Raw genomic sequence first — 23,594 nt, 5'->3', positions numbered from 1 at the left:
AGAAGGCAGCTCGACGCGCCCAGGCGGGGCCCTGTTCACGCGGTTGGACCGGGGACTGACCAGAATGGGCACGAGCGCAGTGCATACCGCCGGAAGGGGCGAGTTGTGGCCGGAGAGAACTGGGGCCGGGTAGCAGAGGACGGAACGGTCTTCGTACGGACGAAGGACGGTGAACGGGCGGTCGGCCAGTGGCCGGACGCGAACCCCGAGGAGGCGCTCGCCTTCTACACCCGCCGGTACGACGCGCTCGCGTTCGAGGTCGAACTGCTGGAGCAGCGGGTCCAGGCGGGCACAGTGTCCCCGGACGACGCCCGGGCCGCGGTGAAGAAGGTCACCGGCGCGATCGAGGAGGCCCAGGCGGTCGGCGATCTCGACGGCCTGCGCGCCCGGCTCGACGCGCTCACCCCGCTCGTCGCGCAGCAGCGCGAACGCCGCAAGGCCGAGCGCGCCGCGAAGGTCGAGGAAGCGCGGTCCGCCAAGACCAAGATCGCCACCGAGGCCGAGACCATCGCCGCCGGCACCGACTGGCGCCACGGCGTCACCCGTCTCCGCGAGCTCCTGGACGAGTGGAAGGCACTCCCCCGGCTCGACAAGTCGTCGGACGACGAGTTGTGGCACCGGTTCTCTTCCGCGCGTACGACGTACACGCGGCATCGCAAGCAGCACTTCGCGGAGCTGTCCTCCAAGCGTGAGGAAGCCGCCGTGGTGAAGGAGCGGCTCGCCGCCGAGGCGGAGTCGCTGTCGGCGTCGACCGAGTGGGGTCCGACCTCCGGCCGGTTCCGGGACCTGATGCGGCAGTGGAAGGCCGCCGGCCCCGCGCCGCGCGAGGTGGACGACAAGCTGTGGGCGCGGTTCCGGGCCGCGCAGGACCTGTTCTTCGGCGCGCGGGACGCCGTACAGGCCGAGGAGAACGCGGAGCAGGTCGAGAACCTCGCGGCCAAGGAAGCGCTGCTCGTCGAGATCGAGACCATCGTGCCGGTGTCGGACGCTCGCACTGCCCGCGAGCAGCTCCGTGACTACCTGGACCGCTGGGACCAGATCGGCAAGATCCCGCGCGACTCCATGCGCGCGGTCGACGGCCGCCTGCGCGCCGTCGAGCAAGCTGTGAAGGCCGCCGAGGACGAGGTCTGGAACCGCAGCAACCCCGAGGCCCGCGCCCGCGCCGAGGCCACGGTCAAGCAACTCCAGTCCTTGATCGCCGATCTGGAGAAGCAGGCCACAAAGTTCGAGTCCCAGGGCAACACCCGCAAGGCCACCGAGGCCCGCGAAGCCATCGCCGCCCGCCGAGAATGGCTAACCCAAGCCCAAAACGCCCTAACCGACTTCAGCTGACCCGTACCCACTGAAGAAGACCGAAGCCATCGGGGGCCACTGCTCCACGGGTGATGCGGATGCCCGGGCCATCACAATCGCGGAGTCCGGGCCGCCGTAGGTGGTCAGCGGGTGGCGGTCGGTGGATTGTGATGGCCTGGCGATCCGGCAGCCGATGGCCCGCATGTGGCGTCGAGCTGCGCGGGTGGCTTCGGCGACGGCTCCCAGACGGCGGGCAGGGTGGGCCTGTGGACAACTCTGCGCATGAAATCGCGGGTTCGGGGATGCTGTCGGGATGCTTCCTGCTGACTTTCCGTATTACTTCTGTGGGATTCCGTTTCGGCCTTATCAGGTGAAGCGGAAGCTCAAGTGGCTTCTGGCCCATGGGGACATCCGGCCGGTCATGAAAGGGGTGTACGTCGACGTTCGGGTGCGTGACTCACTCGAACTGCGAGCAGATGCTGCGCGCCTGTTGATTCCCGAGGATGCGGTTGCGTGTGGACCGACCGCTGCCTGGCTGCACGGTCTCGACACCACCGCGTTGGGACCGGCCGAGTTGGTCGACGCGCACTGGACGAGGCAGCCGACCGATGAGGTCGACGTGCTCGGCGTGCGTGTTACCAGCCCGATCGCCACGGCCGTGGAGCTTGCCATGCGGCTGCCGCGGCCGTTTGCGTTGTCGGCAGTGGATGCGTTCCTCCGCACGGGCAAGGCGGATCGTTGGGCGCTGCGAGCCGCGTCGGCGGCGTACGAGGGCCGGCCGGGCTACCGGCAGGCACAGGACATCCTGCGATGGGCGGACCGTCGAGCGGCCTCGCCGGGAGAGTCTTGGCTGCGGCTCCGCCTGGTCGACGCCGGATTCCCGCGGCCGGATCTCCAGGTCCGCGTCGACGGCAACGGCCGGACCTACCGCCTCGACCTTGGCTATCCGGATCAGCCGGTTGATGGGCGTCGGCTGGGACTGGAGTACGACAGTGATGCTTGGCATTCGTCGGTCAAGCAGCAGTTGAAGGACGAGACCAGGCGGGCCGAACTGGATGGGCTTGGGTGGCAGATTGTTTCGGTTCGGCGGACTGATTTGTGGGGGGCTTATCCGGCGTTGGAGTTGGCCGTTGGGGGGTTTCTTTGTCAGGAGCCTCGGTTGCCGCGGCGGTGGTGAATCAGGAGGGGGTCCAGTTGGTGTGGTCGGCCCAGCGTTCGGCGGCTGTCATGAGGACGTCGGTGGCTGGGGCTTTGATCTGGCCGTAGTCGAAGAAATCGGGGACGGACTGGGCGAGGCGGAGTTTGAAGGCGCCCCAGGCTTGGCGGGCGGTCTCGTCGGCGCGAAGGTAGTCGCGGAACAGCAAGGCATAGCGGGCGTTCGGGCCGGTGGCGAGGCGGACGTGGACGTTGGTCGCGCGCTCCCCGACGGGTGGTGCGAAGACGAACTTCTCGCAGCGGTGACCGCTGGAGATCTCGACGCGGTTCCACGGCTCCGGACGGCAGCGGAAGCCGGCCTCCTCGAGCAGCTCGACGAGGTCCGGCGAGAGCGCCGTGACCCGGATCTGCGCGTCGATGCAGTTCTTGGCGGGCAGACCGGGAACGGACGTGGAACCGACGTGGTCGATGGAGACGGCGCGATCCCTCACCGCCGCACGCAGTCTGTCGGCGAGATAGGTGAACTCGGCCGGCCAATCAGAGTTGTAGTCGGCGACAGTGACAGCGGGACCCAGTTCGTCGGCGAAAGGCATTAGGTCATTATCCCAAGCGCCCGGTTCACCGCACCGAGGGGCGGGTACGGCGAACCGGGGCGGCTGGGGGTCACTCGCTGTAGGTCATTTTGCGCCTAACTACTAGTAGGAGGGCGAGGGCGAGCACGCCGGACGCCGCGGTGATGGGGACGGTGAGATCGGGGTGCGAGCGCGGTGACTGGGGAGCCGCGGTCGGGGTGGAGGTGTCGTAGCCGCCGGCCAGGCCCGCGTCGTTGTACGTGCTGCCCGGCAGCTTGTCGGAGTACCGGTGGGAGACGAGGTCCTGGTACGCCGCGACCGTGATGGGCTTGGCGCCGATCGACTTGACGGCGGACTGGTTGAGGGGACGGACCTGGCCGGCGGTCAAGGCGTACCACGCGCTGATCTGGGGCTCGGTGAACAGCAACGCGCCACCAGCGGCAGTCGCCATCCGGGCCTCGGTGTTGCCGGAGGCCACATTCACCGGCTGCCAGGCGCCGCTCGCGTCGGGAGCGGTGAAGACGGTCAACGCCTGACCGCCCTTGCTGGCAGAGGTTGCGGCGTACCAGAAGGTGGCGACCGGCGCGGACGCGTCCCGGACGAAGGCCGGGTTGAGTGCGTAGACAGCGTGACTGTCCGAGCCGATGCTCGCCGCAGCCTTGCCAGCAGCACCACCCGGGACCTTGGCGAGCAGCTGGACAGCGGAAGACGAGTGGGCAGCATTAGTTGCCTTGGACAACTCACTGGGAGCGACCGGCTGAGGTGCGGCGGCGCCGGCCGGGGCAGCGAAGGCAAGTCCCAGACCGAGACCGGCAGCGAGTACGGCGGCACAGCGAAGCAGGCGGCGCATGTCAGGCTCCGATCCGGTACAAGGAGTGGGTCCAGGTGAACTGCGAGTTGGACCGGTACCAGCTGTACGTCGAGTAGTTGTAGCGCGGGTCGTCCGGCCACGGGTTGTAGTACTCGAGGGTCGAGTCGGAGGCGTCGTACCCGATGATGTCCATCATGTGACCGCCGCCCGAGGTCCAGCCGATCCGCGTCATCACCGGGCGGCCGGCGGCGATCTCGGTGACGAGCGAGTTGAAGCTGAGCGTGCCGGAGATGTAGCTGCCGGCGCTGATCCCGATCGTCCGGAACGCCTGCTGGTCGTTCGCCAGGCTGGCCTGGTTGTTCGGGCAGGTCGCGTTCGCATTGTTGCCGAAGGCCATGTTGCAGAACTGGTTCTGCGAGTACGACCGGCCGTAGAACGCGGCGATGCTGTTGCCGCTCGCCGCCCAGCACCAGTTCGACTTCTGCTGGGCCTGGCCAGTGACGTTCAGGTAGTAGCTGCCGGGCGCGGCCGAGGCGGGCGGTGCGAGGGGGGCCAGCGTCGCGAGGCCGAGGATCGTCGCCAAGAGCAACGACCACGGGCGGCTGGGGCGGAGCCTGCGCATGAGTCCTCCTTCGAGGGGAGTGGGCGGAGACCATCGTCGGGACCCCGGCACGGCGCGACAAGCTCTCGGATCCCGCCGTACGGCGGCTTGTGAACGCCCAACACGCCGTGAACAGCGGGTGATGAGGCGGTGCCGGACCGTGCTGTGAATGTTTACACTGCCCTGGAGGAGCGTGGGCCCATGGTCAAATCGGTCGAAGCGTCGATCCCTGCGGTGACCCCGGAGGCGTCGTTCGCGGACGCCCTGCGGCATGCGATCTCGCGCCGCGGGCTGGCCCTCAACCGGATCCGCACCCACCTCGCGGACCGCGGGCTGAACGTCGGCGTCGCGACGCTGAGCACGTGGCAGAGCGGCCGCCGGATCCCACGCGAGGACTCGCTGGCCGTCATCACCGCGCTGGAGGAGCTCCTGCAGGTGCCGACCGGGTGGTTGACCGTCCGCATCCCGCCGGCCCGCGAGCCGGGCACGTCGCCCCAGCCGTACGCCGTGGTCGACTACGCCGAGGCGCTGAGCCGGTTGCTCGATCGTCTCCGCCGGGACGCCCACGGGCGGCTGCGGAATGTCACTGTGCTCGAGGAGGTCGAAGTCGGGGCCGACCGGAGTGCGCGTCGCAGGAGGGTGATCCAGACCGTGGTCGCCGTACAGCCGGTCGATCGGCTGATCATCGCGCACCAGGGCGAAACGGGCTCCGACGCGGAGCAGGTCACGCTGCGGGCCTTGAGCGGTTGCCGGACCGGCCGGATCGCCCGCTCTCCCGAGTGCGGGGCGCTCCTCGGGGAGCTGCTGCTGGACCGGGTGCTCGCCGTCGGGGACACTGCCGTCGTCCACTACGAGGTCGACGACCCGACCGGGTTGCCGACGACGGACTACCAGCGCTTCAGCGAGTGGGGCGGGATGCACTACGTGCTGGAGGTCCAGTTCGACCGTGCGGCGCTCCCCGTCCGCGTCTACGAGCTGCGCCGCCGCCACACCTCCGGCCCGAACCTGGTGCACCGCGAGCTGATGCTCACGCCGGACGGCCGCGTCCACGTGATCGAGCCGTCCGCCGATCCGGGGACGGTCGGGATCGCTTGGGAGTGGGACTAGCTCTGGAAGCCGGCGTGGACGTGGTCGTGGTGGGTCTGGTCCGAGAAGTACGCCGAACCGGAGAGCTGGTACGGACCGCCGACGTTGTACGAGCCGGCGGCTTCGGCGGCGTGCATGTACGACGTGACGAGTGAGCGGGACGTACTCGGCGACACCACCGCGTGCCCGTTGATCCGCCACGTGTCGAAGGCTCGGCCGCGGGGGTGGTCGCTGGGGCGGTCGGTGCCGAAGACATCGATCGGGTGGCCGGAGCGGATCACGCTGACACCGATCTGATACGTCTTGGCGAGTTCGAGCATCGCGGTCAGCACGCTGTCGTGCACCTGCCCCGAACGGATGTCCGCGGCGGATGCCGGAGGCAACGAGATCTGCTTGCTGACTAGCACCTGACGTGCCGCGGCCGACAGACTCGAGGCCGGTGCACCGGGCTGGGCCGGATGGGTCGCCGTCACCCGCCAGGTGCCCTGCGACGACTTGCTCAGCCGTACGTCGACCGTCGTACCGCCGCTGATCACCCGGTTCTGTCTGATCGAATACACGAGACACGGCACCAGCACGCTGGCCGACGAGCTCAGGATCCCGCCGTACTGCGCGTCGATCACGTCGATCGCGGCCGGCGTGTCGGTCGGCTGCAACAACTTCAGCACCGCCGCCACCGCCAGCCGCTTCACCTGAGGCTGGATCTCCCCCGGCCCCGGCACCCAGGCACGCACGGAAGGCAGCACGACCGTAGGCCTAGGTGTGGGCGACGGTGTCGGCGTCGGCGTAGTCGGCGGCGCGCTGGACCGCCCAGACGGCGTCGGAGTGGGCGTCGGGCTCGGACTCAGGCTTGGGCTCGGCTGATCCTGAGCCGACGAGTCACTGCACCCGGCCACCAACCCAACGCCCGCAACCAGAAACGCCCGCCGCCCGAAGCCACTCATAACCGCAGTGTCCCCGGCCTCTCAAATCCAGCCGCGGACGAGGAGCTACTGCGTCACGCGGTACACGTCGAAGACGCCTTCGACCGAGCGAACCGCCTTCAGCACGTGCCCCAGGTGGGTCGGGTCGCCCATTTCGAAGGTGAAGCGGGACTTGGCGATCCGGTCGCGGGTGGTGGTCAGGGCCGCGGACAGGATGTTCACGTGGTAGTCCGACAGCACGCGGGTGATGTCGGACAGCAACCGGGCCCGGTCCAGCGCCTCGACCTGGATGGCGACCAGGAAGACGGACTGGGCGGTCGGCGCCCACTCGACCTCGACGATGCGCTCGGGCTGGGTCTTCAGGTTCTCCACGTTGGCGCAGTCGGCCCGGTGCACCGAGACACCCGCCCCGCGGGTGATCCACCCGATGATCTCGTCGCCCGGAACCGGCGTACAGCACCGCGCCAGCTTCGACAGCACGTCCGTCGCGCCCTTGACGATGACACCGGCGTCGCCCCGGGCCGTGCGCTTGCGCCGCTCACGCGTGGCCGGCAGGTGGACACCCTCGGCGAGGTCCTCGGCCGCGCCCTCTTCACCGCCGTACGTCTCGATCAGACGCCGCACGACGGCCTGCGCGCTGACGTGCTGCTCGCCGACAGCGGCATACAGACCGGTGACGTCCGGATACCGCAGGGAGTTGGCGACTGCGGTCAGGGTCTCGTGCGACAGCAGGCGCTGCAGCGGCAGGCCCTCCTTGCGGAGCTGCTTCGCGATCGCGTCCTTGCCGTGCTCGATCGCCTCGTCGCGGCGCTCCTTGGAGAACCAGTGCTTGATCTTGTTCCGCGCGCGAGGGCTCTTGACGAACGTGAGCCAGTCGCGCGACGGTCCCGCGCCCTGCGCCTTCGAGGTGAAGACCTCGACGACGTCGCCGTTCTCGAGGGTGCTCTCCAGCGGCACGAGGCGGCCGTTCACGCGGGCGCCGATGCAGCGGTGCCCGACCTCGGTGTGGATCGCGTACGCGAAGTCGACCGGCGAGGACCCGGTCGGCAGCGACATCACGTCGCCGCGCGGGGTGAAGACGTAGACCTCGGAGTTGTTGATCTCGAACCGCAGCGAGTCGAGGAACTCCGACGGGTCGGAGGTCTCCCGCTGCCAGTCGACGAGCTGCCGCACCCAGGGCATGTCGTTCGGACCGCCGACGTCGGTGGTCGGCGTGGCCGGCGCGACCGAGCCCGGGTCTTCCTTGTACTTCCAGTGCGCGGCGATGCCGTACTCCGCGCGGCGGTGCATCGAGAACGACCGGATCTGCAGCTCCACCGGCTTGCCCTGCGGGCCGATCACCGTGGTGTGCAGCGACTGGTACATGTTGAACTTCGGCATCGCGATGTAGTCCTTGAACCGGCCGGGGACCGGGTTCCACCGCGCGTGCAGTATGCCGAGGGCCGCGTAACAGTCGCGGACCGACTCGACCAGGACCCGGATGCCGACCAGGTCGTAGATGTCGCCGAACTCGCGGCCGCGGACGATCATCTTCTGGTAGATCGAGTAGTAGTGCTTCGGCCGGCCGGTGACGGTGGCCTTCACCTTCGCGGCGCGCAGGTCCTCGTGGACCTGGTCGATGACGGAGGCCAGATACTCGTCGCGGGACGGCGCGCGCTCGGCGACCAGCCGGACGATCTCGTCGTACACCTTCGGGTGCAGGGTCGAGAACGCCAGGTCCTCGAGCTCCCACTTGATCGTGTTCATACCGAGCCGGTGGGCCAGCGGGGCGTAGATCTCCAGCGTCTCGCGGGCGATCCGCTCCTGCTTCTCCTGCCGCAGGAAGCCGAGCGTGCGCATGTTGTGCAGCCGGTCGGCGAGCTTGATCACCAGGACCCGGATGTCCTTCGACATCGCGACGACCATCTTGCGGATCGTCTCGGCCTGCGCGGACTCGCCGTACTTGACCTTGTCCAGCTTGGTGACGCCGTCGACCAGCATGGCGATCTCTTCGCCGAAGTCGCGGGTCAGGTCCTCGACCGTGTACGGCGTGTCCTCGACGGTGTCGTGCAGGACGGCGGCGCACAGCGTCGGCGCGGTCATGCCGAGCTCGGCGAGGATCGTGGCGACGGCGAGCGGGTGCGTGATGTAGGCGTCGCCGCTCTTGCGCAGCTGGCCGGTGTGGTACTTCTCCGCGGTCCGGTAGGCGCGCTCGATCAGTCCGAGGTCGGCCTTGGGGTGCGTCGCGCGGACGACCCGGAACAGCGGCTCGAGCATGGGCGCGCGGTTCGGGTGGCGGGTGCCACCGAGGCGGGCCAGCCGGGCCCGGACGCGGGCCGGCGCGATCCGCGGCGGCTGGGCCGGTGGTTGGGCAGGCGGCTGGGACGCAGGCGTCGGCGATACCGGGCGCACCGGTGACGGCGCGCGCGGGGGCTCTTGCGGTACGGCGTTCGGCACCGCAGATGTCATCGCCGGGTCTTCGCCCACGTTTGTGTCCCTCCGCCGACAGACCCCCAGTCTAGAGGCCCGCGTCCAACGAGGCAGAACCCGCTGTGGACAACACGCCGGGTCAGCTCACGACTGCGGAGAGTTTGCCCGAAATCAGACCGTCAACAGCGAGGTCAGCTGCTCACCCTCGAGGCGCTTGCGGCCCGGGAGGAAAGAAAGTTCCAGCAGAACCGCGGTGCCGGTGACCTCGGCCTCGCACCGCCGGATGAGGCGGAGGCAGGCTTCGACCGTGCCGCCGGTGGCGAGCACGTCGTCGATCACCAGGACCCGGTCACCGGGAGTGAACGCGTCCTGGTGCACCTCGATGGTCGCCTCGCCGTACTCCAGCGCGTACGACTCCTCGTACGTCGCGGCCGGCAGTTTGCCCTTCTTCCGTACCGGCACGAACCCGGCGCCGAGAGCGAGCGCGACCGGGGCGGCCAGGATGAACCCGCGCGCCTCGATCCCGACCACCTTGTCGACCACCGGGTTCCCGTCGTCGTCCTTCCCGACGGCCGCCAGCGCCTCGACCACCTGGCCGAAGCCGGTGTGGTCGGCCAGCAGCGGGGTGATGTCCTTGAACACCACCCCCGCCTGCGGGTAGTCCGGGATGTCGCGAATGCCGTCGGCGAGGACCTGCTCCAGCGACCGCATCACTTACCGCGCTTGGACCGCGGCTTGCGCGTCGGCTGCGGCCGCCCGGCCGTCGTCGCCCGCATCGGGCGGGACGACGGCGCCGGCGCCGTACCGGTGGCCCGATCCGCCTTCCGGGCCGTGTCCTGTACTGCGGCGGACCGCGGCGCCGCGCCTGACGTGGCGACCGCGACCGGAGCGGCCGCGGCGGCAGCGGTCTGGGCCTTCTTCGCCGACACGCGCTTGCTCAGCGCCTGCATGCCCGGCTCGCGCTCCTTGAAGACCGCGAGCAGCGACGGGGCGATGAAGATCGACGAGTACGCACCGACCGCGATACCGACGAACAGCGCCAGCGACAGGTCTTTGAGCGGGCCGGTGCCGAGCACGACCGTGCCGACGACCAGGATCGCGCCGACCGGCAGCAGGGCGGTGACGGTGGTGTTGATCGACCGGACCACGGTCTGGTTGACGGCGAGGTTGGTCGCGTCGGAGTACGTGAACCGGTTCGACCCGGTGATGCCGCGGGTGTTCTCGCGGACCTTGTCGAACACCACGACGGTGTCGTACAGCGAGTAGCCGAGGATCGTCAGTACGCCGATCACCGTCGCCGGCGTGACGTCGAAGCCGATCAGTGCGTACACACCGACGGTGATCGTGACGTCGTGGATCAGGGCGATGATCGCGGCCATCGAGGCCTTGGGTTCTCGGAAGTACAGCCAGATCACCGCGAACACGAGGACCAGGAACACGATCAGCGCGAGGATCGCCTTGTCGGCGATCTGCTTGCCCCAGGACGCGCCGATCTGCTGCGACGTCACCTGCTCGGCGGGGATGCCGGCTTCTTTCGCGATCGCGGCCCGCACGTTGCCGACGTCTGCCTGCGCCAGCGGCTTGGTCTGGACCCGGACCTTGCTGTTGTTGATCGTCGTGACGACCGGGTCGCCGAGGCCCTTGGCGTTGGTCGCCTTCACCGCGTTCGTGAAGTCGTCGACCGTGCTGTCGGTGACCTTCACGGCCGCGTCGTACTCGACGCCGCCCTTGAACTCGATGCCGAGCGCCAGACCGCGGGCGAACAGGCCGCCCAGCGAGATGACCACGAGGGCGATCGAGAGGCCGAACCAGAACTTGCGATGGCCGATGAAGTCGTAGGAGACCTCACCGCGGTGCAGCTTGGCACCGATCTGTCCGAGCTTCGACATCAGACCTCCCCTCCCAGCGGCTTGCGCGTCGACGGCGTCTTCCGCGGCCGGGCTGTCGGTTTCGTCTGGCCTGGTAGCCGTTCGACGCCGAGATGCTCCGGATCCAGGCCGGACAGCTTGTGCCCGTGGCCGAAGAAGTCGGTCCGGGCCAGCAGCGTGACGACGGGCTTGGTGAACATGAAGACCACGAACAGGTCGATCAGCGTGGTCAGGCCGAGCGTGAACGCGAAGCCCTTCACGCTGCCGATCGCCAGCACGTAGAGCACCACCGCGGCGAGCAGCGAGATCGAGTCGGCCGCGATGATCGTGTGCTTGGCGCGGGCCCAGCCGGTCTCCACCGAGGACCGCAGACTGCGGCCTTCACGTACTTCGTCGCGTAGACGTTCGAAGTAGATGATGAACGAGTCCGCGGTGATACCGACAGCCACGATCAGACCCGCGATCCCTGCCAGCGAGAGCGTGAAGCCGATTCCCTTGCCGAGCAGGATCACCAGGGACCCGGTCAGGATGCCGGCGGCGACGAGCGACAACACCACGACGATGCCGAGACCGCGGTAGTACAGGAAGCAGAACATCACGACCAGCGCGAGGCCGATGACACCGGCCCAGATGCCGGCCGAGAGCTGATCGCCGCCCAGCTGCGGCGACACGGTCTCGACCGAGGAGATGTCGAACTTGACCGGCAGCGAGCCGTACTTCAGCACGTTCGCCAGGTCGCGGGCCTCGGCCTCGGTGAAGGAACCGGTGATCTGCGCCTGGCCGCCCGGGATCGGGTTGTCCACGGTCGGGCTCGAGATCGTCTTGCCGTCCAGCACGATCGCGAACAGGTTCTGGCCGTCGCCCCGCTGGGAGATGTTCTGGGTGGCCCTGAGGAACTTGTCGCCGCCGGACGAGGTGAACTTCAGGTTGACCTGCCACTGCAGACCGTTCTGCGGAATGCCGGCGCTGGCGTCCGACAGGTCGGTACCCGCCAGGATCGCGGGGCCGAGCAGGTATTTGTACTGCCCGTCCTGGTTGCAGGAGAACAGCGCCTTCTTCGGGTCGTCGAGCTGCTTGTCCCCGCACTTGAACGTCGCGAACGCCGCCTGCGTGGCCGCGTCCGGCGTGTAGTTCAGCGGATCGCCCGCTGCGGTGGCCGGCGTCGACGGCGTCGCGGCCGGAGTGCTCGGCTTCGGCGTCGCGCTGGCCTTGGGGGTCGGCGTGGGCGTCGGCGTCGCGTCGGCGAGCGCGCTGGTCCAGGCTCGGCCCTTCGGCGAACTGCTCGTGGTCGGCTTGACCGTGGCGCTCGGCTTCACGGTCGTACTGGCCTTCGGCGTCGTCGTCGGCTTCGGCGTGGTGCTGGCGCCCGGAGTCGGCGTCGGAGTGGGCGCCGGCGCGGTTGCCTGCGCGCCCAGCACGATCCGGAAGTACAGCAGGGCGGTCTGGCCGACCTGCGACACCAGGGATTCCTTCGTGGCGCCCGGGACGGCCACGTTGATGTGGTTCGCCCCGGAGGTGGTGATGTCGGACTCGGCGACGCCGGCGCCGTTCACCCGCTGACCGATGATGTTCTTCGCCTCGTTCAACTGGTCGGCAGTCACCTTGCCTTTACCGTCGAACGTGCTAGCGGTCAGCGTGATGGTGGTGCCACCGCGCAGGTCCAGTCCGAGCTTGGGCTTCCAGGTCTTGGTCAGCGCCATGATGCCGAACAGCAGGACCACGACCACCAGGAGGGCGATCAGGCTCCGCCCGGGGCGGGATGTCGACGAACTCGTTGCCACGTCAGATTCAACCTTCGTACTTCTGGGCGCGCCGCACCGTCAGGTGGACGCCGAACGCCGCGCCGCAGGCTGTTGGGACGGAATTCAGTTCTCGGTGTGCGTCGGCGGCAGCTTCGGCGTGTCCTGCACCTTGCCGTCAGCCTTGTCACGGCCCGTGTCCGGAACATCCACCTTGGTGGCGTCGTCGGTCGCGGTCACATCGGCGGCGTCCGCGGAGTCGGTCTCGTCGGCGGTGTCCTCGGCGGTGGCGTCCTCGTCCGGGACGACCCGGCCGATCGCGGCCTTGACCACCTGCACCAGCACGCCTTCGGAGATCTCCAGCGTCACGTACTCGTCGTCGGTCTCCTCGACGATGCCGACCAGACCGCTGGTGGTGATCACCTTGCTGCCCGGGGCGAGCGCGGCGACCGTGTCAGCCTGGCGCTGGCGCTGCTTCTTCTGCGTGCGGCTCATGAACCAGATCATTCCGACGATCAGGATCAGCGGCAGCAGCAGCGTGATGCCGCCACCCCCGGAGGAGGCCATCGGTACGGCGAGGAGTTGCATCGGGTCTCAGAATCCTTTGTCGATCGGGAGTACGGGCGTCCGGCACGCTCTGCTCGAAGCGCGCAGGTCGCAGCGGAAATAACCTGGAGGCCAGGCCACCGGGGAGTCTAACCCTGAGGGGCAACAAGTGCCTCATGACACCGGGTCACGTTTGAGTTACTCACTACAGAAGTAACTACGCTCCGGCGTCCGCGGACGTTCCCCGACGTCCGCTGTTCAGTTGGGGTCGATCTCCTTAGTCCTCATCGGTGTCGAAGAGCGTGTCGGCGAACGTCGCGCCCTTCGGGACTTTCAGCCCGATGTGCCGCCAGGCCGCCGGCGTGGCGACGCGGCCGCGCGGCGTACGGGCCAGATAGCCCGACCGGACCAGGAACGGTTCGGCCACTTCCTCCACGGTCTCACGTTCTTCGCCGACCGCAACCGCCAACGTGGAAAGACCGACCGGTCCACCCCCGAAACGACGGCACAAGGCGTCCAGAACCGACCGGTCCAGCCGGTCCAGGCCCATCTTGTCCACCTCGTACAGCTCCAGGGCCGACTTGGCGAGCGCGAGGGTGATGATGCCGTCCGCTCGTACCTCTGCGTAGTCACGGACGCGGCGGAGCAGCCGGTTGGCGATACGCGGCGTACCGCGGGAACGGGACGCGATCTCCGCCGCGCCCTCTGGGGTGATGTCGACCTCGAGCAGCGCGGCCGAGCGGTTGACGATCTTCTCCAGCTCGGCGGACTCGTAGAACTCCAGGTGACCGGTGAACCCGAACCTGTCCCGGAGCGGCCCCGGCAGCAGACCGGCCCGCGTGGTCGCCCCGACCAGCGTGAACGGCGGGATCTCGAGCGGGATCGCGGTCGCGCCGGGACCCTTGCCGACGATCACGTCGACCCGGAAGTCCTCCATCGCCATGTACAGCAGCTCTTCGGCGGGCCGGGACATCCGGTGGATCTCGTCGAGGAAGAGGACCTCGCCCTCGCTCAGCCCGGACAGGATCGCGGCCAGGTCGCCGGCGTGCTGGATCGCCGGGCCACTGGTCACCCGCAGCGGCGCGGACAGCTCGCTGGCGATGATCATCGCGAGCGTCGTCTTCCCCAGCCCGGGCGGGCCGGACAGCAGCACGTGGTCCGGCGCCCGATTGCGCCCGCGGGCCGCGTGCAGCACCAGCTCGAGCTGCTCACTGACCCGGCGCTGACCGCCGAACTCGGCCAGCGTGCGCGGCCGGAGCGCGGACTCGATCTTGCGCTCCTCGAGATCCACCGCGTCGGCGGACACCAGCGGCCGGACGTTGTCTTCCATCTCTTATGCCTTCTCTCAGGCCTTCGAGAGCACGCGCAACGCGGCACGCAGCAGGTCGGGGACGGCCGGGCTCGGGCTGTCGGCGGCGAGTGGCGACACCGCGGTGACCGCATCCTCGGCATCGCGGGCCGAGTAGCCGAGACCGACCAGACCGGCCGCGACCTGCTCCCGCCACGCCTCCTGCGTCTGCAGGGGCCGCCCGGTCACCGTCTTCGACGGCGCACCGATCTTGTCCTTGAGCTCCAGCACGATCCGCTGCGCGCCCTTCTTCCCGATGCCCGGCACCTTCACCAGTACGACGAGATCCTCGGTCGCGACCGCCTGGCGCAGCTGGTCCGGGCTGAGCACCGCGAGCGCGGCCTGGGCGAGCCTCGGACCGACGCCGGACGCGGTCTGGAGCAGCTCGAACAGGTTCTTCGCGTCGTCGTCGGCGAAGCCGTACAGCGTCAGCGAGTCCTCGCGAACCACCATCGACGTGGAGATCCGGGCTTCCTGCCCCGGCCGTAGCCCGGCCAGCGTGCCCGGGTCGCAGTACACCTGCAGGCCCACTCCCCCGACCTCGACCACGGCGCTGTCCACGCCGATGGCCGCCACCGGTCCACGCACAAAGGCGATCATCGCCAACCTCCCGTTCCCGTGCTCACCGCTTGCCCTGCTGGGCCGCCACCGCGGCCCGCAATCTTGCCATCTGCAGACGGGACTGCGCCTGCGCCACCGCCTCCAGGTTCGACCGGGCGGCGGCCGCCTCCTGGAGCTTGCTTGCCACGCCACCGCGCCACACCTGGCAGATCGCCAGCGCCAGCGCGTCCGCGGCGTCGGCCGGCGTCGGCCGCTCGCTCAGCTTGAGGATCCGGGTGACCATCGTGGTCACCTGCTCCTTGTCCGCGCGGCCCGATCCGGTGACCGCGGCCTTCACCTCACTCGGCGTGTGCAGCGCGACCGGCAGCCCGCGCCGGGCAGCGACGACCATCGCCACCCCGGAGGCCTGCGCGGTCCCCATCACGGTCCGGACGTTGTGCTGGGCGAACACCCGCTCGACGGCGACCGCGTCCGGCTGGTACTTCGCGATCCACTCGTCCAGCTCCGCCTCGATCTGGACCAGTCGCTTGGACACGTCCAGCTCGGCCGGAGTCCGGATCACCCCGACGGCGACCAGCGCGGGCGGCTTCCCCGGCGTACCCTCGACCACGCCGAGGCCGCACCGGGTCAGTCCCGGGTCGACGCCGAGCACCCGCATGGACCACCTCCGAACGTTTGTTCGATAACCCTAGACGGCGGTCTCGCGACTACGGAAACCGACGCGCCGAACTCAGAAGTAGTCGAGCATGTACGGCGTCGGTCCGCCGAAGACCGCGTCCAGGCCGGAGTCCGCGTCGGCCGCCCCACCGGTGATCAGTCCGGCTCCGCGAAGGGCTGCCGTCGGCGTACCGGCGTACAGGGCGGCCAGTCCACGCGGGCCGAGTCGGAGGGCCTCGCTCGACGGGTCTGTGGGCGTGAGGCGCCCGGATCCGTCGGCGACGGACAGGTGCCAGTCGCCCGTGTTGGCGGTCAGCTCCGGGTCGTCGATCCGCAGGTCGGCCTCGAGTACGACGCCGTCCGGGAAGCCGCGCGTCGCGATGGCGGCCGGAGCGTCGACCAGCCGGAGCATCCAGCGATTGATCTGCGTATCGCCGTTCGCCTCGTGCTCGGCGAGCAGGTGGATCGGGTCGAACGGCGGGCAGTACGCCTGGACGGTCTTCGCGATGGACGCGCCCGAGCCGACGGTCGCCCACAGCGCCCGTGCGGTCTCCTCGGACCCGGCCATCAGCTCGTCGACGGCCAGATCGCCGTCGGACCAGTTGTAGACCACGAACCCGTCGTCGGCGACGTACGCGAAGTTGTTCTCGTCCTCGAGCCACGACTCGACCTCGGTGCGCGGCCAGATCAGCGGACCGCTCGAACGCCGGGCCTCATGCGCCTTCCCGGCGAGCTTCAGGAACAGGTCCGCGTCAGCACGACCTGCCTTCCGCACCGCCGTCCCCTTGCCGCCCAGCCTCCGCAGATCGGCCGCCTGGAACGAGAACTTGTACCGGTGGCCGGCGAACTCGTAGCCCAGATGCCTGTAGAGCACAGTCGTCGCCGGATACAGCGCCGTCAGCGGATACTGCTTGTCGGCGCATCGCCGCAGCACGGCCCGCATCAGCAGGCTGCCGACCCCACGACCGCGGTACTCCGGTGCCACGACGACGCCGGCCACTCCGCCCATCGGGACCCGCCGCCCACCCCACCACTGCTCGAACGGCCAGATCCGCGCCGCAGCGACCAACTCGTCGCCGTCGACAACGCCCAGCAGTCGCCCGTCCTCCAGGGACGCGCGCGCGATCTTCAGCCAGTGGTCCCGGTCCCCACCAGGACCGAACGACCGGATCCGCACCTCCCACACCGAGTCCAACTGCTCCTCGACGACATCCACCACCCGCAGCTCAGTCACGCCGCGACCCTACGTCGTACGACGCAGCTATTTCTTGTCAGTTACCCACAGATGGATGGTCCCCTCGACAACGACCGTGCCGTCGTCCCGGGTCGCCGTCACCCGTACCGGCACCTCCGGCCCCGCCGTCCACAGATCCGGATCGGTCTCCGCCGAACAGGTCAGGTCGGACGTCGACTTGGCCAAGTACGCGACCTCCATGCCCTTCGGCAGCCACCGCTTCCCCGCCGGGACCGTGGCCTCCGCCAGCGCCCCCATCGCCGCCTCGAGACCGTTGCACACGGCAATCGCATGCACCGTGCCGATGTGGTTCAGCACTGCCCGCCGCTTCGGCAGCGTCAACGCCGCGAAGTTGGGACTCACCTGCACGAACCGCGGCCGCACCGACCGGAAGTACGGCGCCTTCCATGTGAAGCCCCACGAGAACACCCGCTCCCCGCCCGGCACCCCACGCAACCGCTCCCACAACCCCAGCACCTGACTACTCATGCCCCGATGTTACCCACGAGTCACATCTCGCGTGAAGAGCCCTCAGGCGGTGTCCTTGACGATCTCCCCCTGCTTCATGATCAGCGCGAACGCAGTGTCCGGCGTGGCCAGCAGCTGGATGTCGTCGAGCGGGTTGCCGTTGACCAGGACGAGGTCGGCGAGGGCGCCTTCCTCGACGACCCCGAGGATGCCCGGGTACGGATTCCGCGGGCCGGACAGCGACAGCAGTTCGGCGTTGGTGACGGTCGCCATCGTCAGCACCTCGGCCGGCGAGAACCACCGCGTCATCTTCGCGAGCTGCTTGCCCTGCTTCGCCGCGAGCGCCGGATCGAACAACGTGTCCGTGCCCCACGCGACCCGGACGTCGTGCTTGCTCGCCAGCGCGTACGCCGTCTCGGTACCGGTCACCATCTGCTCGTACTTCCCACGGCTACCGGGCGGGACAGGCGGCGCGTCCTCGTCGTCGAGGAACGGCTGCAGCGACCACCACACGCCGTTGTCCGCCATCAGCTCGACCGTCTCGTCGTCGAGCAGTTGGCCGTGCTCGATGCACTTGACCCCGGCCCGGACCGCCTGCTGGACCGCGCGCGGCGTGTACGCGTGGACCATCACGTACGTACCCCAGTTCTCCGCCGCTTCGACGGCCGCGCGGAGCTCGGCCTCGGTGTACTGCGTGACGTCCAGCGGATCGTACGACGACGCGACGCCGCCGCCCGCCATCACCTTCAGCTGCGATGCGCCGAGCATGAGTTGTTCGCGGGCTGCTTCGAACACCGCGTCCACACCGTCGGCGATACGGACAGCGCCGACGAGCTCGGCGTGGCTCAGGTGTCCGCTCCGCCCGCGCGGGATCTCGTGCCGGGCCCGGAAGTCGCCGTGGCCGCCGGTCTGCGAGATCATCGCGCCGGCCGGGAAGATCCGCGGCCCGAGCACGATGCCGGCGTCGATCGCCTGCTTGAGTCCGAACGACGGGCCGCCGGCGTCGCGAACCGTGGTGAATCCCCGCAGCAGCGTGTCCCGGGCCGCGGCCGCAGCCATGATGTGCAAGTACCCGACGTCACCGGTCAGAGCCGTTGCCAACGGCACCGCTGCCAGGATCGAGTGCCAGTGCGCGTCGATCAGTCCCGGGATCAGCGTCCGTCCCTCACCGGCGACGACGCGCGCTCCGGCCGGGATCTCCTGCTCCGGCGAGATCCTGCTGACGACCCCGTCCCGGACCTCGACCTGCACCGGGTCACCGACCCTGCCCTGCCGCACATCCAGCACTCGCACCTGACGAAAGACGGTCGGTTGTCCCTGATCCGAGGTCACGGTGGCACCTTTCTGAAGGGTGTCCTCAGCGTAGAACCCCGGTGGGAGCGGGCTGCTCACCCGATCCGGAGGATGAAACGGCCGTTCCGACCGGCCCCTTCCGATTGACTCGCGCCGCCGGCCGCCGCGCGAGCAACTCGTTGCCGCGCTACGGGGTGAGGCTGGAGCCGTGCTGCTCGCCGCCGTACTCGCGATCGGGGTCGCCATCGACAGGCTGTTTGCGGCATCCTCGCTGCATGCCTTGTCGCTGGTTCGATCGACCGTCACGCAGTACGTCGCTGGAGCAACCCGTGGTCCGCCCCAGCTGAGATGCCGACGCTCTCCGACGTACGAGTCGCCGCCGATCTCACGCTCCGCCTTCGTTTCGACCGCTACGACGCGGACGCCGCTCTGAGCCTTCGAGAGCTGGACGAGATCCTCAAGTCGTTGCGAACACTTCTGCGCCTCCTCGCAGTGGCGGTCGTTCCCACCGCCGAGTGGCCGCCCGACCCGCACCCGCCCTTCCCCGGCTACCGCGACTGGAACGCGAACGTCCTCGAGATCGGGTACGCGTCGCCGCTGCGTTTGAGGGTTTCAACCGCGGGCCCGGTCGCGCTTCTCGCGTACTGGATCCTCCGCAATCCCGAACGGGTCGGCGCATGGCTGCCGACTGCCGTCCGGAGTGCCCAGGAGGCCTGGAAGTCCGCCGACAGACTCGAGCGCCAGGACGAGATGCGCAATCTCGCACCCCAACTCGGCCCTCGAACAACCGGAGTCGACGGTCGCCCATTGGAAGATCGGTACGCCGACCTGGTCAGCAGCGTCGCCGACGACATCTGGCGAGGCGACCCCGGCGATGTCGAGATCGAGGAGTACGACAGCGACCCACCGGATATCCGCTGACCCCCACAGCTGACAAAGCCCTCGCGCCGGCCGACGGTTTCACAGTGCGCCTGTGCACCAGGCCCCGCGGACGGTGGGGATTTTGACGATTCAATTCGGGATAGACTCGGGGCGACCTGAACGGCTGGTGGATGGGGAACGATGGGGACGCCCAGCATCAAGGAGGTTGCGCGGCGGGCCGGGGTTTCGGTGGGGACTGTCAGCAACTTCTTGAATCGGCCGGCGATCGTGGCGCCGGATACCCGGCTGCGGGTGCAGGAGAGCATCGACGCGCTCGGGTTCGTGCGGAACGAGGCGGCGCGGCATCTGCGGGCGGGGAAGAGCCGCACTGTCGGTCTCGTCGTCCTCGATGTGGCGAACCCGTTCTTCACCGATCTCGCCGAAGGCGCCGAGTCGTTGGCGTACGAACACGACACCGTAGTCATGCTCTGCAACAGCAAGACCGACCCCGTGCGCGAGGGGCATCACCTCGATCAGCTCGAGCAGCAGCGGGTGATGGGGATCCTCATCACCCCGTTCGACAGCAGCGATCCGCAGCTGTCGGCGCTCGTCGAGCGCGGTACGCCGGTGGTGCTCGTCGACCGTACGGCGGACCGTGGGCTGTGCTCGGTGTCGGTCGACGATCATCTCGGCGGACGTCTCGCCGGGAATCATCTGATCGAGGCCGGTCATCGGCGGATCGCCTTTATCGGTGGGCCGTTCACGATGCAGCAGGTGTCGGACCGCAAGGCCGGCATCACCGCGGTCGTCGCGGAGTCGGGCGACGTCGACCTGCAGTACTACGAGGTCGACGTGATGGGCGTGATCGAGGGACGCGCGATCGGCGAACGCGTCGCCGCGATGCCGGTCCGCTCCCGCCCCACCGCGGCCTTCCTCGCGAACGACCTGCTCGCACTGGGATTCCTGCAGGCGATGGCGGTTGCCGGACTGCGCGTGCCGCGCGACATGGCGATCGTCGGGTACGACGACATCGACTTCGCCCGCGCCGCCGCCGTACCGCTGTCGTCCGTGCGGCAACCGGCCGAGCTGCTGGGCCGATCCGCGATGGAGCTGTTGCAGGAGGAGGTCGAGGCGTCGGACCGGCATCGCCATCGCCAGGTCATCTTCCAGCCCGACCTGATCGTCCGCGAGTCCAGCGACTTCAAACGCCGCCGCTGATGACGGTGCTGTACGAGAATCCCCTCGCGACACCGGCCGATCTCGACGGCTTCCGGCTCGAAGGCGAGGGCGCGTCGTCGTTCCCGCTCGGACGGTTGCGGTTGGAGAGCTCGCGGCCGGCGAGCGACGGGCAGGATGCGAACATCGTGCTCTGGTGCCCGGAGGACTTTCCGCCCGATATCACCGTGGAGTGGGACTTCTGGCCGATCCGTGAGCCCGGCCTGTGCATCCTGTTCTTCCACGCCCAGGGCCGCCAGGGCGAGGATCTGTTCGACCTGCGGCCGCGCACCGGCCCGTACGAGCAGTACCACCACGGCGACCTCGACACGTACCACGTCTCGTACTTCCGCCGCCGTTGGCCGGCCGAGCGCGCCTTCCACACCTGCAACCTGCGCAAGAGCTACGGCTTCCACCTGGTCGCGCAGGGCGCGGACCCGATCCCGGACGTCCCGGACGCCGACGGCCCGTACCGTCTCAGGCTCTCGGCACAGGACGGCGAGATCACGTTCGCGATCAACGACCTGGTCAGTTTCTGCTGGCACGACGAGCGGCCGCTGCCAGGCGGCAAGCTCGGCTTCCGGCAGATGGCGCCGATGATCGGCGACTACGCGAACCTGCGCATCTCGCAGCCTTGACGGCCCCCTTCGGGCAGTCCGCTCACCCACCTGTGACCACTCCCTGACAAACGCTTTCCAAGGCGTTGACGTTGAGACGATTCAACTATATGGTCACATCACTTTTCGCCCGTAGCACCCCGAAACATCTAGGCAGGCGCCATGAGTGGCTGGTCGATCAAGCTCTACAACGCAACAGACGAAGTCGTCTGGGCGATCAAACTGAATGCGCTGTGGATCCTGTTCACCCTGCTAGGCGGCATTGCGCTGGGTATCGGCCCGGCCACGCTCGCGGCATATTCACTGGCCAGACGCAGGTCTTCCGGTGAATCGTTTCATGCACTCCCTGCCTTCCGTACGGCGTTCCGCCAGGAATTCCGCCGCGGCACGCTCGTCGTACTGCCCCTGACCGCGCTCGCCGTCATTCTCGTCGGCAACTACCTGTACTTCGCCGTGCTCGGCGCCGCACTCCCCCGGCTGGCGAGCCTCGCAGCGCTCGTCGCGCTCGGGCTGATCGCCGCCTACGCGCTCCCGATGGCCGTGCACTACGACCTCGGCCTCCGCACCTTGTTGCCCAAGGCATCGCTGGTCGCGCTCGCGCGGCCGGCGTCGTCGCTGGTCCTGCTGTTCGTCGCGGTGTCCATCGCCTACCTGTCGGCCAAGTTCCCGGTGTTCGGGTTCGTGCTGGCCGGTGGCGCCTGGATCCAGCTCGATACCTGGCTCTGCCTGCGCTTCTTCGCCGAGAACGAAGCGCGCCTGCATCTGAAAGGGAACCGATGACCATCTTCTCCAAACGGCGCATCGCCGTAGCCAGTCTGTCGATGGCTCTGTCCACGGCACTGCTCGCCTCAGCGGCCTGTTCCGGCGATGGCGACGACAGCGGAGGCCAGGCCTCGAGCAACGAGCTGACGGTGATGGCGCCGCTGTTCGGCACCGCGCCGGACGCCAACGGCGAGCTGCAGCAGGCGGTCGAGAAACTGATCGGCAAGAAGCTCAAGATCACCTGGGTGCCGAACGCGGAGTACGGCGACAAGTCGAACGTCACGCTGGCGTCGGACAAGATCCCGGACGTGATGGTGGCGAACGAGAAGAGCCCCTCGTTCGTCAAGGCGGCCGAGGCGGGCGCGTTCTGGGACCTGACCGGCAAGCTCGACAAGTACCCGAACCTCAAGCCGGCCAACGAGCAGATCGCCAAGAACTCGCAGACCAACGGCAAGACGTACGGCATCTACCGGGTCCGGCCGCTGCTGCGCTCCGGCATCGTGATCCGCAAGGACTGGCTGGCCAAGCTCGGTCTCAAGGAGCCGCAGACCGTCGAGGACCTCTACACCATCGCGAAGGCGTTCACCGAGCGGGACCCGGACGGCGACGGCAAGAAGGACACCTACGGCCTGATCATCCCGAAGTGGCCCGGCAACTACGCCAGCGCCAGCCCGTACGACGTGGTCGAGACCTGGTTCGGCGCCCCGAACGGGTGGGGTGAGCGCGACGGCAAGCTGGTCCCCGGCTTCGACACCCCGGAGTTCCTGGCCGCGAACGAGTGGTTGCGCACATGGGTCAAGGAAGGCCTGATCAACCCGGACTTCGCCACCCTCGACAGCGCCAACTGGAACGACCCGTTCGTGCAGGGCAAGGGCGGCATGATCATCGACGTGAACGTGCGGGCCACCCAGCTGCTCGACCTGTTCAAGGAGAAGAACCCGAAGGACTTCGACAAGGTCACCCTGGTCGGCAACCTGAAGGGCCCGGACGGCGAGAAGCACTCCTACCCGTTCACGGGCTACAACATGGTGATGGCGATCTCCAAGCAGCACATCCGCACCGAGGAGCAGCTGGACCAGGTGCTGCAGACGCTGGACAAGCTTGAGTCCAAGGAGGGCTCGATCCTGCTCACCAACGGGATCGAGGGCCGCAACTTCAAGGTCGACGGCCAGTACGCCGTGCCGATCAACCAGGACGACCCGAAGGTCAAGGCGATCCAGAACGACGTCGACAAGGGCTTCATCCAGCTCGGGACGCGCGCCTCGGTCGGACTCGGCGCCTACGCCCTGCGGCCGAACGACGAGGCGAGCCGGGCGATGCGGACGAAGTTCGACGTGCTGATGAACGAGGACCTGAAGACCGCGGTGTTCAACCCGGCGCTCAGCATCATCGCGCCGACCGCGGTGGCCAAGGGCCAGACGCTCGACACGATCATCCCGGACGCCCGGATCAAGTACCTGTCCGGCGCGATCACCGAGGACCAGCTGAAGGCGCAGATCAAACGCTGGTACGACGGCGGCGGCACGCAGATCGCCAAGGAGGTCAACGACCTTTCCGCCAAGGCCGGCGGCTGAT

23 protein-coding genes are annotated in these 23,594 nt (G+C 68.6%); 8 read left to right on the top strand and 15 right to left on the bottom strand.

The genetic code is table 11. The features are described from left to right. Positions 1 to 105: 105 nt before the first annotated feature. Together ACIA58_RS20495 and ACIA58_RS20490 are read left to right on the top strand one after the other, a co-directional pair. Entirely contained in the window at positions 106 to 1,332 is a 1,227-nt protein-coding gene (locus ACIA58_RS20495) for a DUF349 domain-containing protein (protein WP_396405302.1), read from the top strand. A 274-nt stretch (positions 1,333 to 1,606) separates the two neighbouring features. Continuing rightward, positions 1,607 to 2,470, top strand: coding sequence for a hypothetical protein (locus ACIA58_RS20490; RefSeq protein WP_396405301.1), 864 nt, complete (start codon positions 1,607 to 1,609; stop codon positions 2,468 to 2,470). Between the two features lies 1 nt (position 2,471). Here ACIA58_RS20490 and ACIA58_RS20485 read toward each other — a convergent pair whose 3' ends face one another. The 3 genes from ACIA58_RS20485 to ACIA58_RS20475 form a co-directional block, all read right to left on the bottom strand. Then, the gene (locus ACIA58_RS20485; protein ID WP_396405300.1) at positions 2,472 to 3,041 is read right to left on the bottom strand and encodes a GrpB family protein; all 570 of its coding nucleotides are present in this window, start codon (positions 3,039 to 3,041) and stop codon (positions 2,472 to 2,474) included. Positions 3,042 to 3,111: 70 nt separating this feature from the next. Next, positions 3,112 to 3,870 (bottom strand): hypothetical protein, encoded by a 759-nt coding sequence (locus tag ACIA58_RS20480; RefSeq protein WP_396405299.1) that lies wholly within the window; start codon positions 3,868 to 3,870, stop codon positions 3,112 to 3,114. Between the two features lies 1 nt (position 3,871). Next, entirely contained in the window at positions 3,872 to 4,453 is a 582-nt protein-coding gene (locus ACIA58_RS20475; RefSeq protein WP_396405298.1) for a papain-like cysteine protease family protein, read from the bottom strand. Between the two features lie 180 nt (positions 4,454 to 4,633). Here ACIA58_RS20475 and ACIA58_RS20470 point away from each other — a divergent pair, with 180 nt between their 5' ends. After that, positions 4,634 to 5,539 carry a hypothetical protein gene (locus tag ACIA58_RS20470; protein ID WP_396405297.1) on the top strand — a complete coding sequence of 302 codons (906 nt, stop codon included), beginning with the start codon at positions 4,634 to 4,636 and terminating at the stop codon, positions 5,537 to 5,539. Here the strand turns inward: ACIA58_RS20470 and ACIA58_RS20465 are convergent. The 12 genes from ACIA58_RS20465 to ACIA58_RS20410 form a co-directional block, all read right to left on the bottom strand. After that, a complete protein-coding gene (locus ACIA58_RS20465; RefSeq protein ID WP_396405296.1) occupies positions 5,536 to 6,264 on the bottom strand; it encodes a hypothetical protein in 729 nt (242 codons plus the stop codon). The two genes, ACIA58_RS20470 and ACIA58_RS20465, sit on opposite strands and share 4 nt — an antisense overlap. Before the next feature lie 243 nt (positions 6,265 to 6,507). Further along, positions 6,508 to 8,697 (bottom strand): RelA/SpoT family protein, encoded by a 2,190-nt coding sequence (locus ACIA58_RS20460; RefSeq protein WP_396406495.1) that lies wholly within the window; start codon positions 8,695 to 8,697, stop codon positions 6,508 to 6,510. A gap of 324 nt (positions 8,698 to 9,021) precedes the next feature. Then, positions 9,022 to 9,561: an adenine phosphoribosyltransferase gene (locus ACIA58_RS20455; protein WP_396406494.1), complete on the bottom strand. Its 540-nt coding sequence runs from the start codon at positions 9,559 to 9,561 to the stop codon at positions 9,022 to 9,024. After that, complete coding sequence (secF, locus tag ACIA58_RS20450; protein WP_396405295.1) at positions 9,561 to 10,739, bottom strand: protein translocase subunit SecF; 1,179 nt, start codon at positions 10,737 to 10,739, stop codon at positions 9,561 to 9,563. Before secF ends, ACIA58_RS20455 begins: the two co-directional genes overlap by 1 nt. Beyond that, entirely contained in the window at positions 10,739 to 12,418 is a 1,680-nt protein-coding gene (gene secD, locus ACIA58_RS20445) for a protein translocase subunit SecD (protein WP_396406493.1), read from the bottom strand. The genes secF and secD overlap by 1 nt, the downstream gene beginning before the upstream one ends. 165 nt (positions 12,419 to 12,583) lie before the next feature. Further along, positions 12,584 to 13,045 (bottom strand): preprotein translocase subunit YajC, encoded by a 462-nt coding sequence (yajC, locus tag ACIA58_RS20440; protein ID WP_396405294.1) that lies wholly within the window; start codon positions 13,043 to 13,045, stop codon positions 12,584 to 12,586. Between the two features lie 235 nt (positions 13,046 to 13,280). Then, positions 13,281 to 14,333, bottom strand: coding sequence for a Holliday junction branch migration DNA helicase RuvB (gene ruvB / locus ACIA58_RS20435; protein WP_134102782.1), 1,053 nt, complete (start codon positions 14,331 to 14,333; stop codon positions 13,281 to 13,283). 15 nt (positions 14,334 to 14,348) lie between these two features. After that, positions 14,349 to 14,951, bottom strand: coding sequence for a Holliday junction branch migration protein RuvA (ruvA, locus tag ACIA58_RS20430; RefSeq protein WP_396405293.1), 603 nt, complete (start codon positions 14,949 to 14,951; stop codon positions 14,349 to 14,351). Positions 14,952 to 14,973: 22 nt separating this feature from the next. Further along, positions 14,974 to 15,570 carry a crossover junction endodeoxyribonuclease RuvC gene (gene ruvC, locus ACIA58_RS20425; RefSeq protein WP_396405292.1) on the bottom strand — a complete coding sequence of 199 codons (597 nt, stop codon included), beginning with the start codon at positions 15,568 to 15,570 and terminating at the stop codon, positions 14,974 to 14,976. A 72-nt stretch (positions 15,571 to 15,642) separates the two neighbouring features. Next, positions 15,643 to 16,803: an enhanced intracellular survival protein Eis gene (gene eis / locus ACIA58_RS20420; protein WP_396405291.1), complete on the bottom strand. Its 1,161-nt coding sequence runs from the start codon at positions 16,801 to 16,803 to the stop codon at positions 15,643 to 15,645. Positions 16,804 to 16,830: 27 nt separating this feature from the next. Beyond that, complete coding sequence (locus ACIA58_RS20415) at positions 16,831 to 17,292, bottom strand: hotdog fold domain-containing protein (RefSeq protein WP_396405290.1); 462 nt, start codon at positions 17,290 to 17,292, stop codon at positions 16,831 to 16,833. 42 nt (positions 17,293 to 17,334) lie between these two features. Further along, positions 17,335 to 18,603, bottom strand: coding sequence for an amidohydrolase family protein (locus ACIA58_RS20410; protein WP_396405289.1), 1,269 nt, complete (start codon positions 18,601 to 18,603; stop codon positions 17,335 to 17,337). 309 nt (positions 18,604 to 18,912) lie between these two features. Here ACIA58_RS20410 and ACIA58_RS20405 point away from each other — a divergent pair, with 309 nt between their 5' ends. The 5 genes from ACIA58_RS20405 (at position 18,913) to ACIA58_RS20385 (ending at position 23,593) form a co-directional block, all read left to right on the top strand. Continuing rightward, the gene (locus tag ACIA58_RS20405) at positions 18,913 to 19,485 is read left to right on the top strand and encodes a hypothetical protein (RefSeq protein ID WP_396405288.1); all 573 of its coding nucleotides are present in this window, start codon (positions 18,913 to 18,915) and stop codon (positions 19,483 to 19,485) included. Positions 19,486 to 19,626: 141 nt separating this feature from the next. Further along, positions 19,627 to 20,643 (top strand): LacI family DNA-binding transcriptional regulator, encoded by a 1,017-nt coding sequence (locus tag ACIA58_RS20400; RefSeq protein WP_396405287.1) that lies wholly within the window; start codon positions 19,627 to 19,629, stop codon positions 20,641 to 20,643. Next, positions 20,643 to 21,278, top strand: a complete 636-nt coding sequence (locus ACIA58_RS20395; RefSeq protein WP_396405286.1) for a DUF1961 family protein — start codon at positions 20,643 to 20,645, stop codon at positions 21,276 to 21,278. Before ACIA58_RS20400 ends, ACIA58_RS20395 begins: the two co-directional genes overlap by 1 nt. A gap of 141 nt (positions 21,279 to 21,419) precedes the next feature. Continuing rightward, positions 21,420 to 22,037 (top strand): YesL family protein, encoded by a 618-nt coding sequence (locus tag ACIA58_RS20390; protein ID WP_396405285.1) that lies wholly within the window; start codon positions 21,420 to 21,422, stop codon positions 22,035 to 22,037. After that, positions 22,034 to 23,593 (top strand): extracellular solute-binding protein, encoded by a 1,560-nt coding sequence (locus ACIA58_RS20385; RefSeq protein ID WP_396405284.1) that lies wholly within the window; start codon positions 22,034 to 22,036, stop codon positions 23,591 to 23,593. The genes ACIA58_RS20390 and ACIA58_RS20385 overlap by 4 nt, the downstream gene beginning before the upstream one ends. Position 23,594 lies beyond the last annotated feature (1 nt).

This window comes from Kribbella sp. NPDC051586, assembly GCF_044453965.1.
GTDB lineage: Bacteria > Actinomycetota > Actinomycetes > Propionibacteriales > Kribbellaceae > Kribbella.
This window is presented reverse-complemented; position numbering and strand designations above follow the sequence as displayed.

Coding starts and splice junctions, on each gene's coding strand:
- ACIA58_RS20390 (WP_396405285.1), top strand. CDS start 21,420: ATGAGTGGCTGGTCGATCAAGCTCTACAACGCAACAGACGAAGTCGTC.
- ruvB (WP_134102782.1), bottom strand. CDS start 14,333: ATGGAAGACAACGTCCGGCCGCTGGTGTCCGCCGACGCGGTGGATCTC.
- ACIA58_RS20485 (WP_396405300.1), bottom strand. CDS start 3,041: ATGCCTTTCGCCGACGAACTGGGTCCCGCTGTCACTGTCGCCGACTAC.
- ACIA58_RS20460 (WP_396406495.1), bottom strand. CDS start 8,697: ATGCTCGAGCCGCTGTTCCGGGTCGTCCGCGCGACGCACCCCAAGGCC.
- ACIA58_RS20480 (WP_396405299.1), bottom strand. CDS start 3,870: ATGCGCCGCCTGCTTCGCTGTGCCGCCGTACTCGCTGCCGGTCTCGGT.
- ACIA58_RS20490 (WP_396405301.1), top strand. CDS start 1,607: ATGCTTCCTGCTGACTTTCCGTATTACTTCTGTGGGATTCCGTTTCGG.
- ruvA (WP_396405293.1), bottom strand. CDS start 14,951: ATGATCGCCTTTGTGCGTGGACCGGTGGCGGCCATCGGCGTGGACAGC.
- ACIA58_RS20385 (WP_396405284.1), top strand. CDS start 22,034: ATGACCATCTTCTCCAAACGGCGCATCGCCGTAGCCAGTCTGTCGATG.
- ACIA58_RS20475 (WP_396405298.1), bottom strand. CDS start 4,453: ATGCGCAGGCTCCGCCCCAGCCGCCCGTGGTCGTTGCTCTTGGCGACG.
- ACIA58_RS20455 (WP_396406494.1), bottom strand. CDS start 9,561: ATGCGGTCGCTGGAGCAGGTCCTCGCCGACGGCATTCGCGACATCCCG.
- ACIA58_RS20415 (WP_396405290.1), bottom strand. CDS start 17,292: ATGAGTAGTCAGGTGCTGGGGTTGTGGGAGCGGTTGCGTGGGGTGCCG.
- ruvC (WP_396405292.1), bottom strand. CDS start 15,570: ATGCGGGTGCTCGGCGTCGACCCGGGACTGACCCGGTGCGGCCTCGGC.
- yajC (WP_396405294.1), bottom strand. CDS start 13,045: ATGCAACTCCTCGCCGTACCGATGGCCTCCTCCGGGGGTGGCGGCATC.
- secD (WP_396406493.1), bottom strand. CDS start 12,418: ATGGCGCTGACCAAGACCTGGAAGCCCAAGCTCGGACTGGACCTGCGC.
- ACIA58_RS20470 (WP_396405297.1), top strand. CDS start 4,634: ATGGTCAAATCGGTCGAAGCGTCGATCCCTGCGGTGACCCCGGAGGCG.
- ACIA58_RS20405 (WP_396405288.1), top strand. CDS start 18,913: ATGCCGACGCTCTCCGACGTACGAGTCGCCGCCGATCTCACGCTCCGC.
- ACIA58_RS20400 (WP_396405287.1), top strand. CDS start 19,627: ATGGGGACGCCCAGCATCAAGGAGGTTGCGCGGCGGGCCGGGGTTTCG.
- ACIA58_RS20395 (WP_396405286.1), top strand. CDS start 20,643: ATGACGGTGCTGTACGAGAATCCCCTCGCGACACCGGCCGATCTCGAC.
- secF (WP_396405295.1), bottom strand. CDS start 10,739: ATGTCGAAGCTCGGACAGATCGGTGCCAAGCTGCACCGCGGTGAGGTC.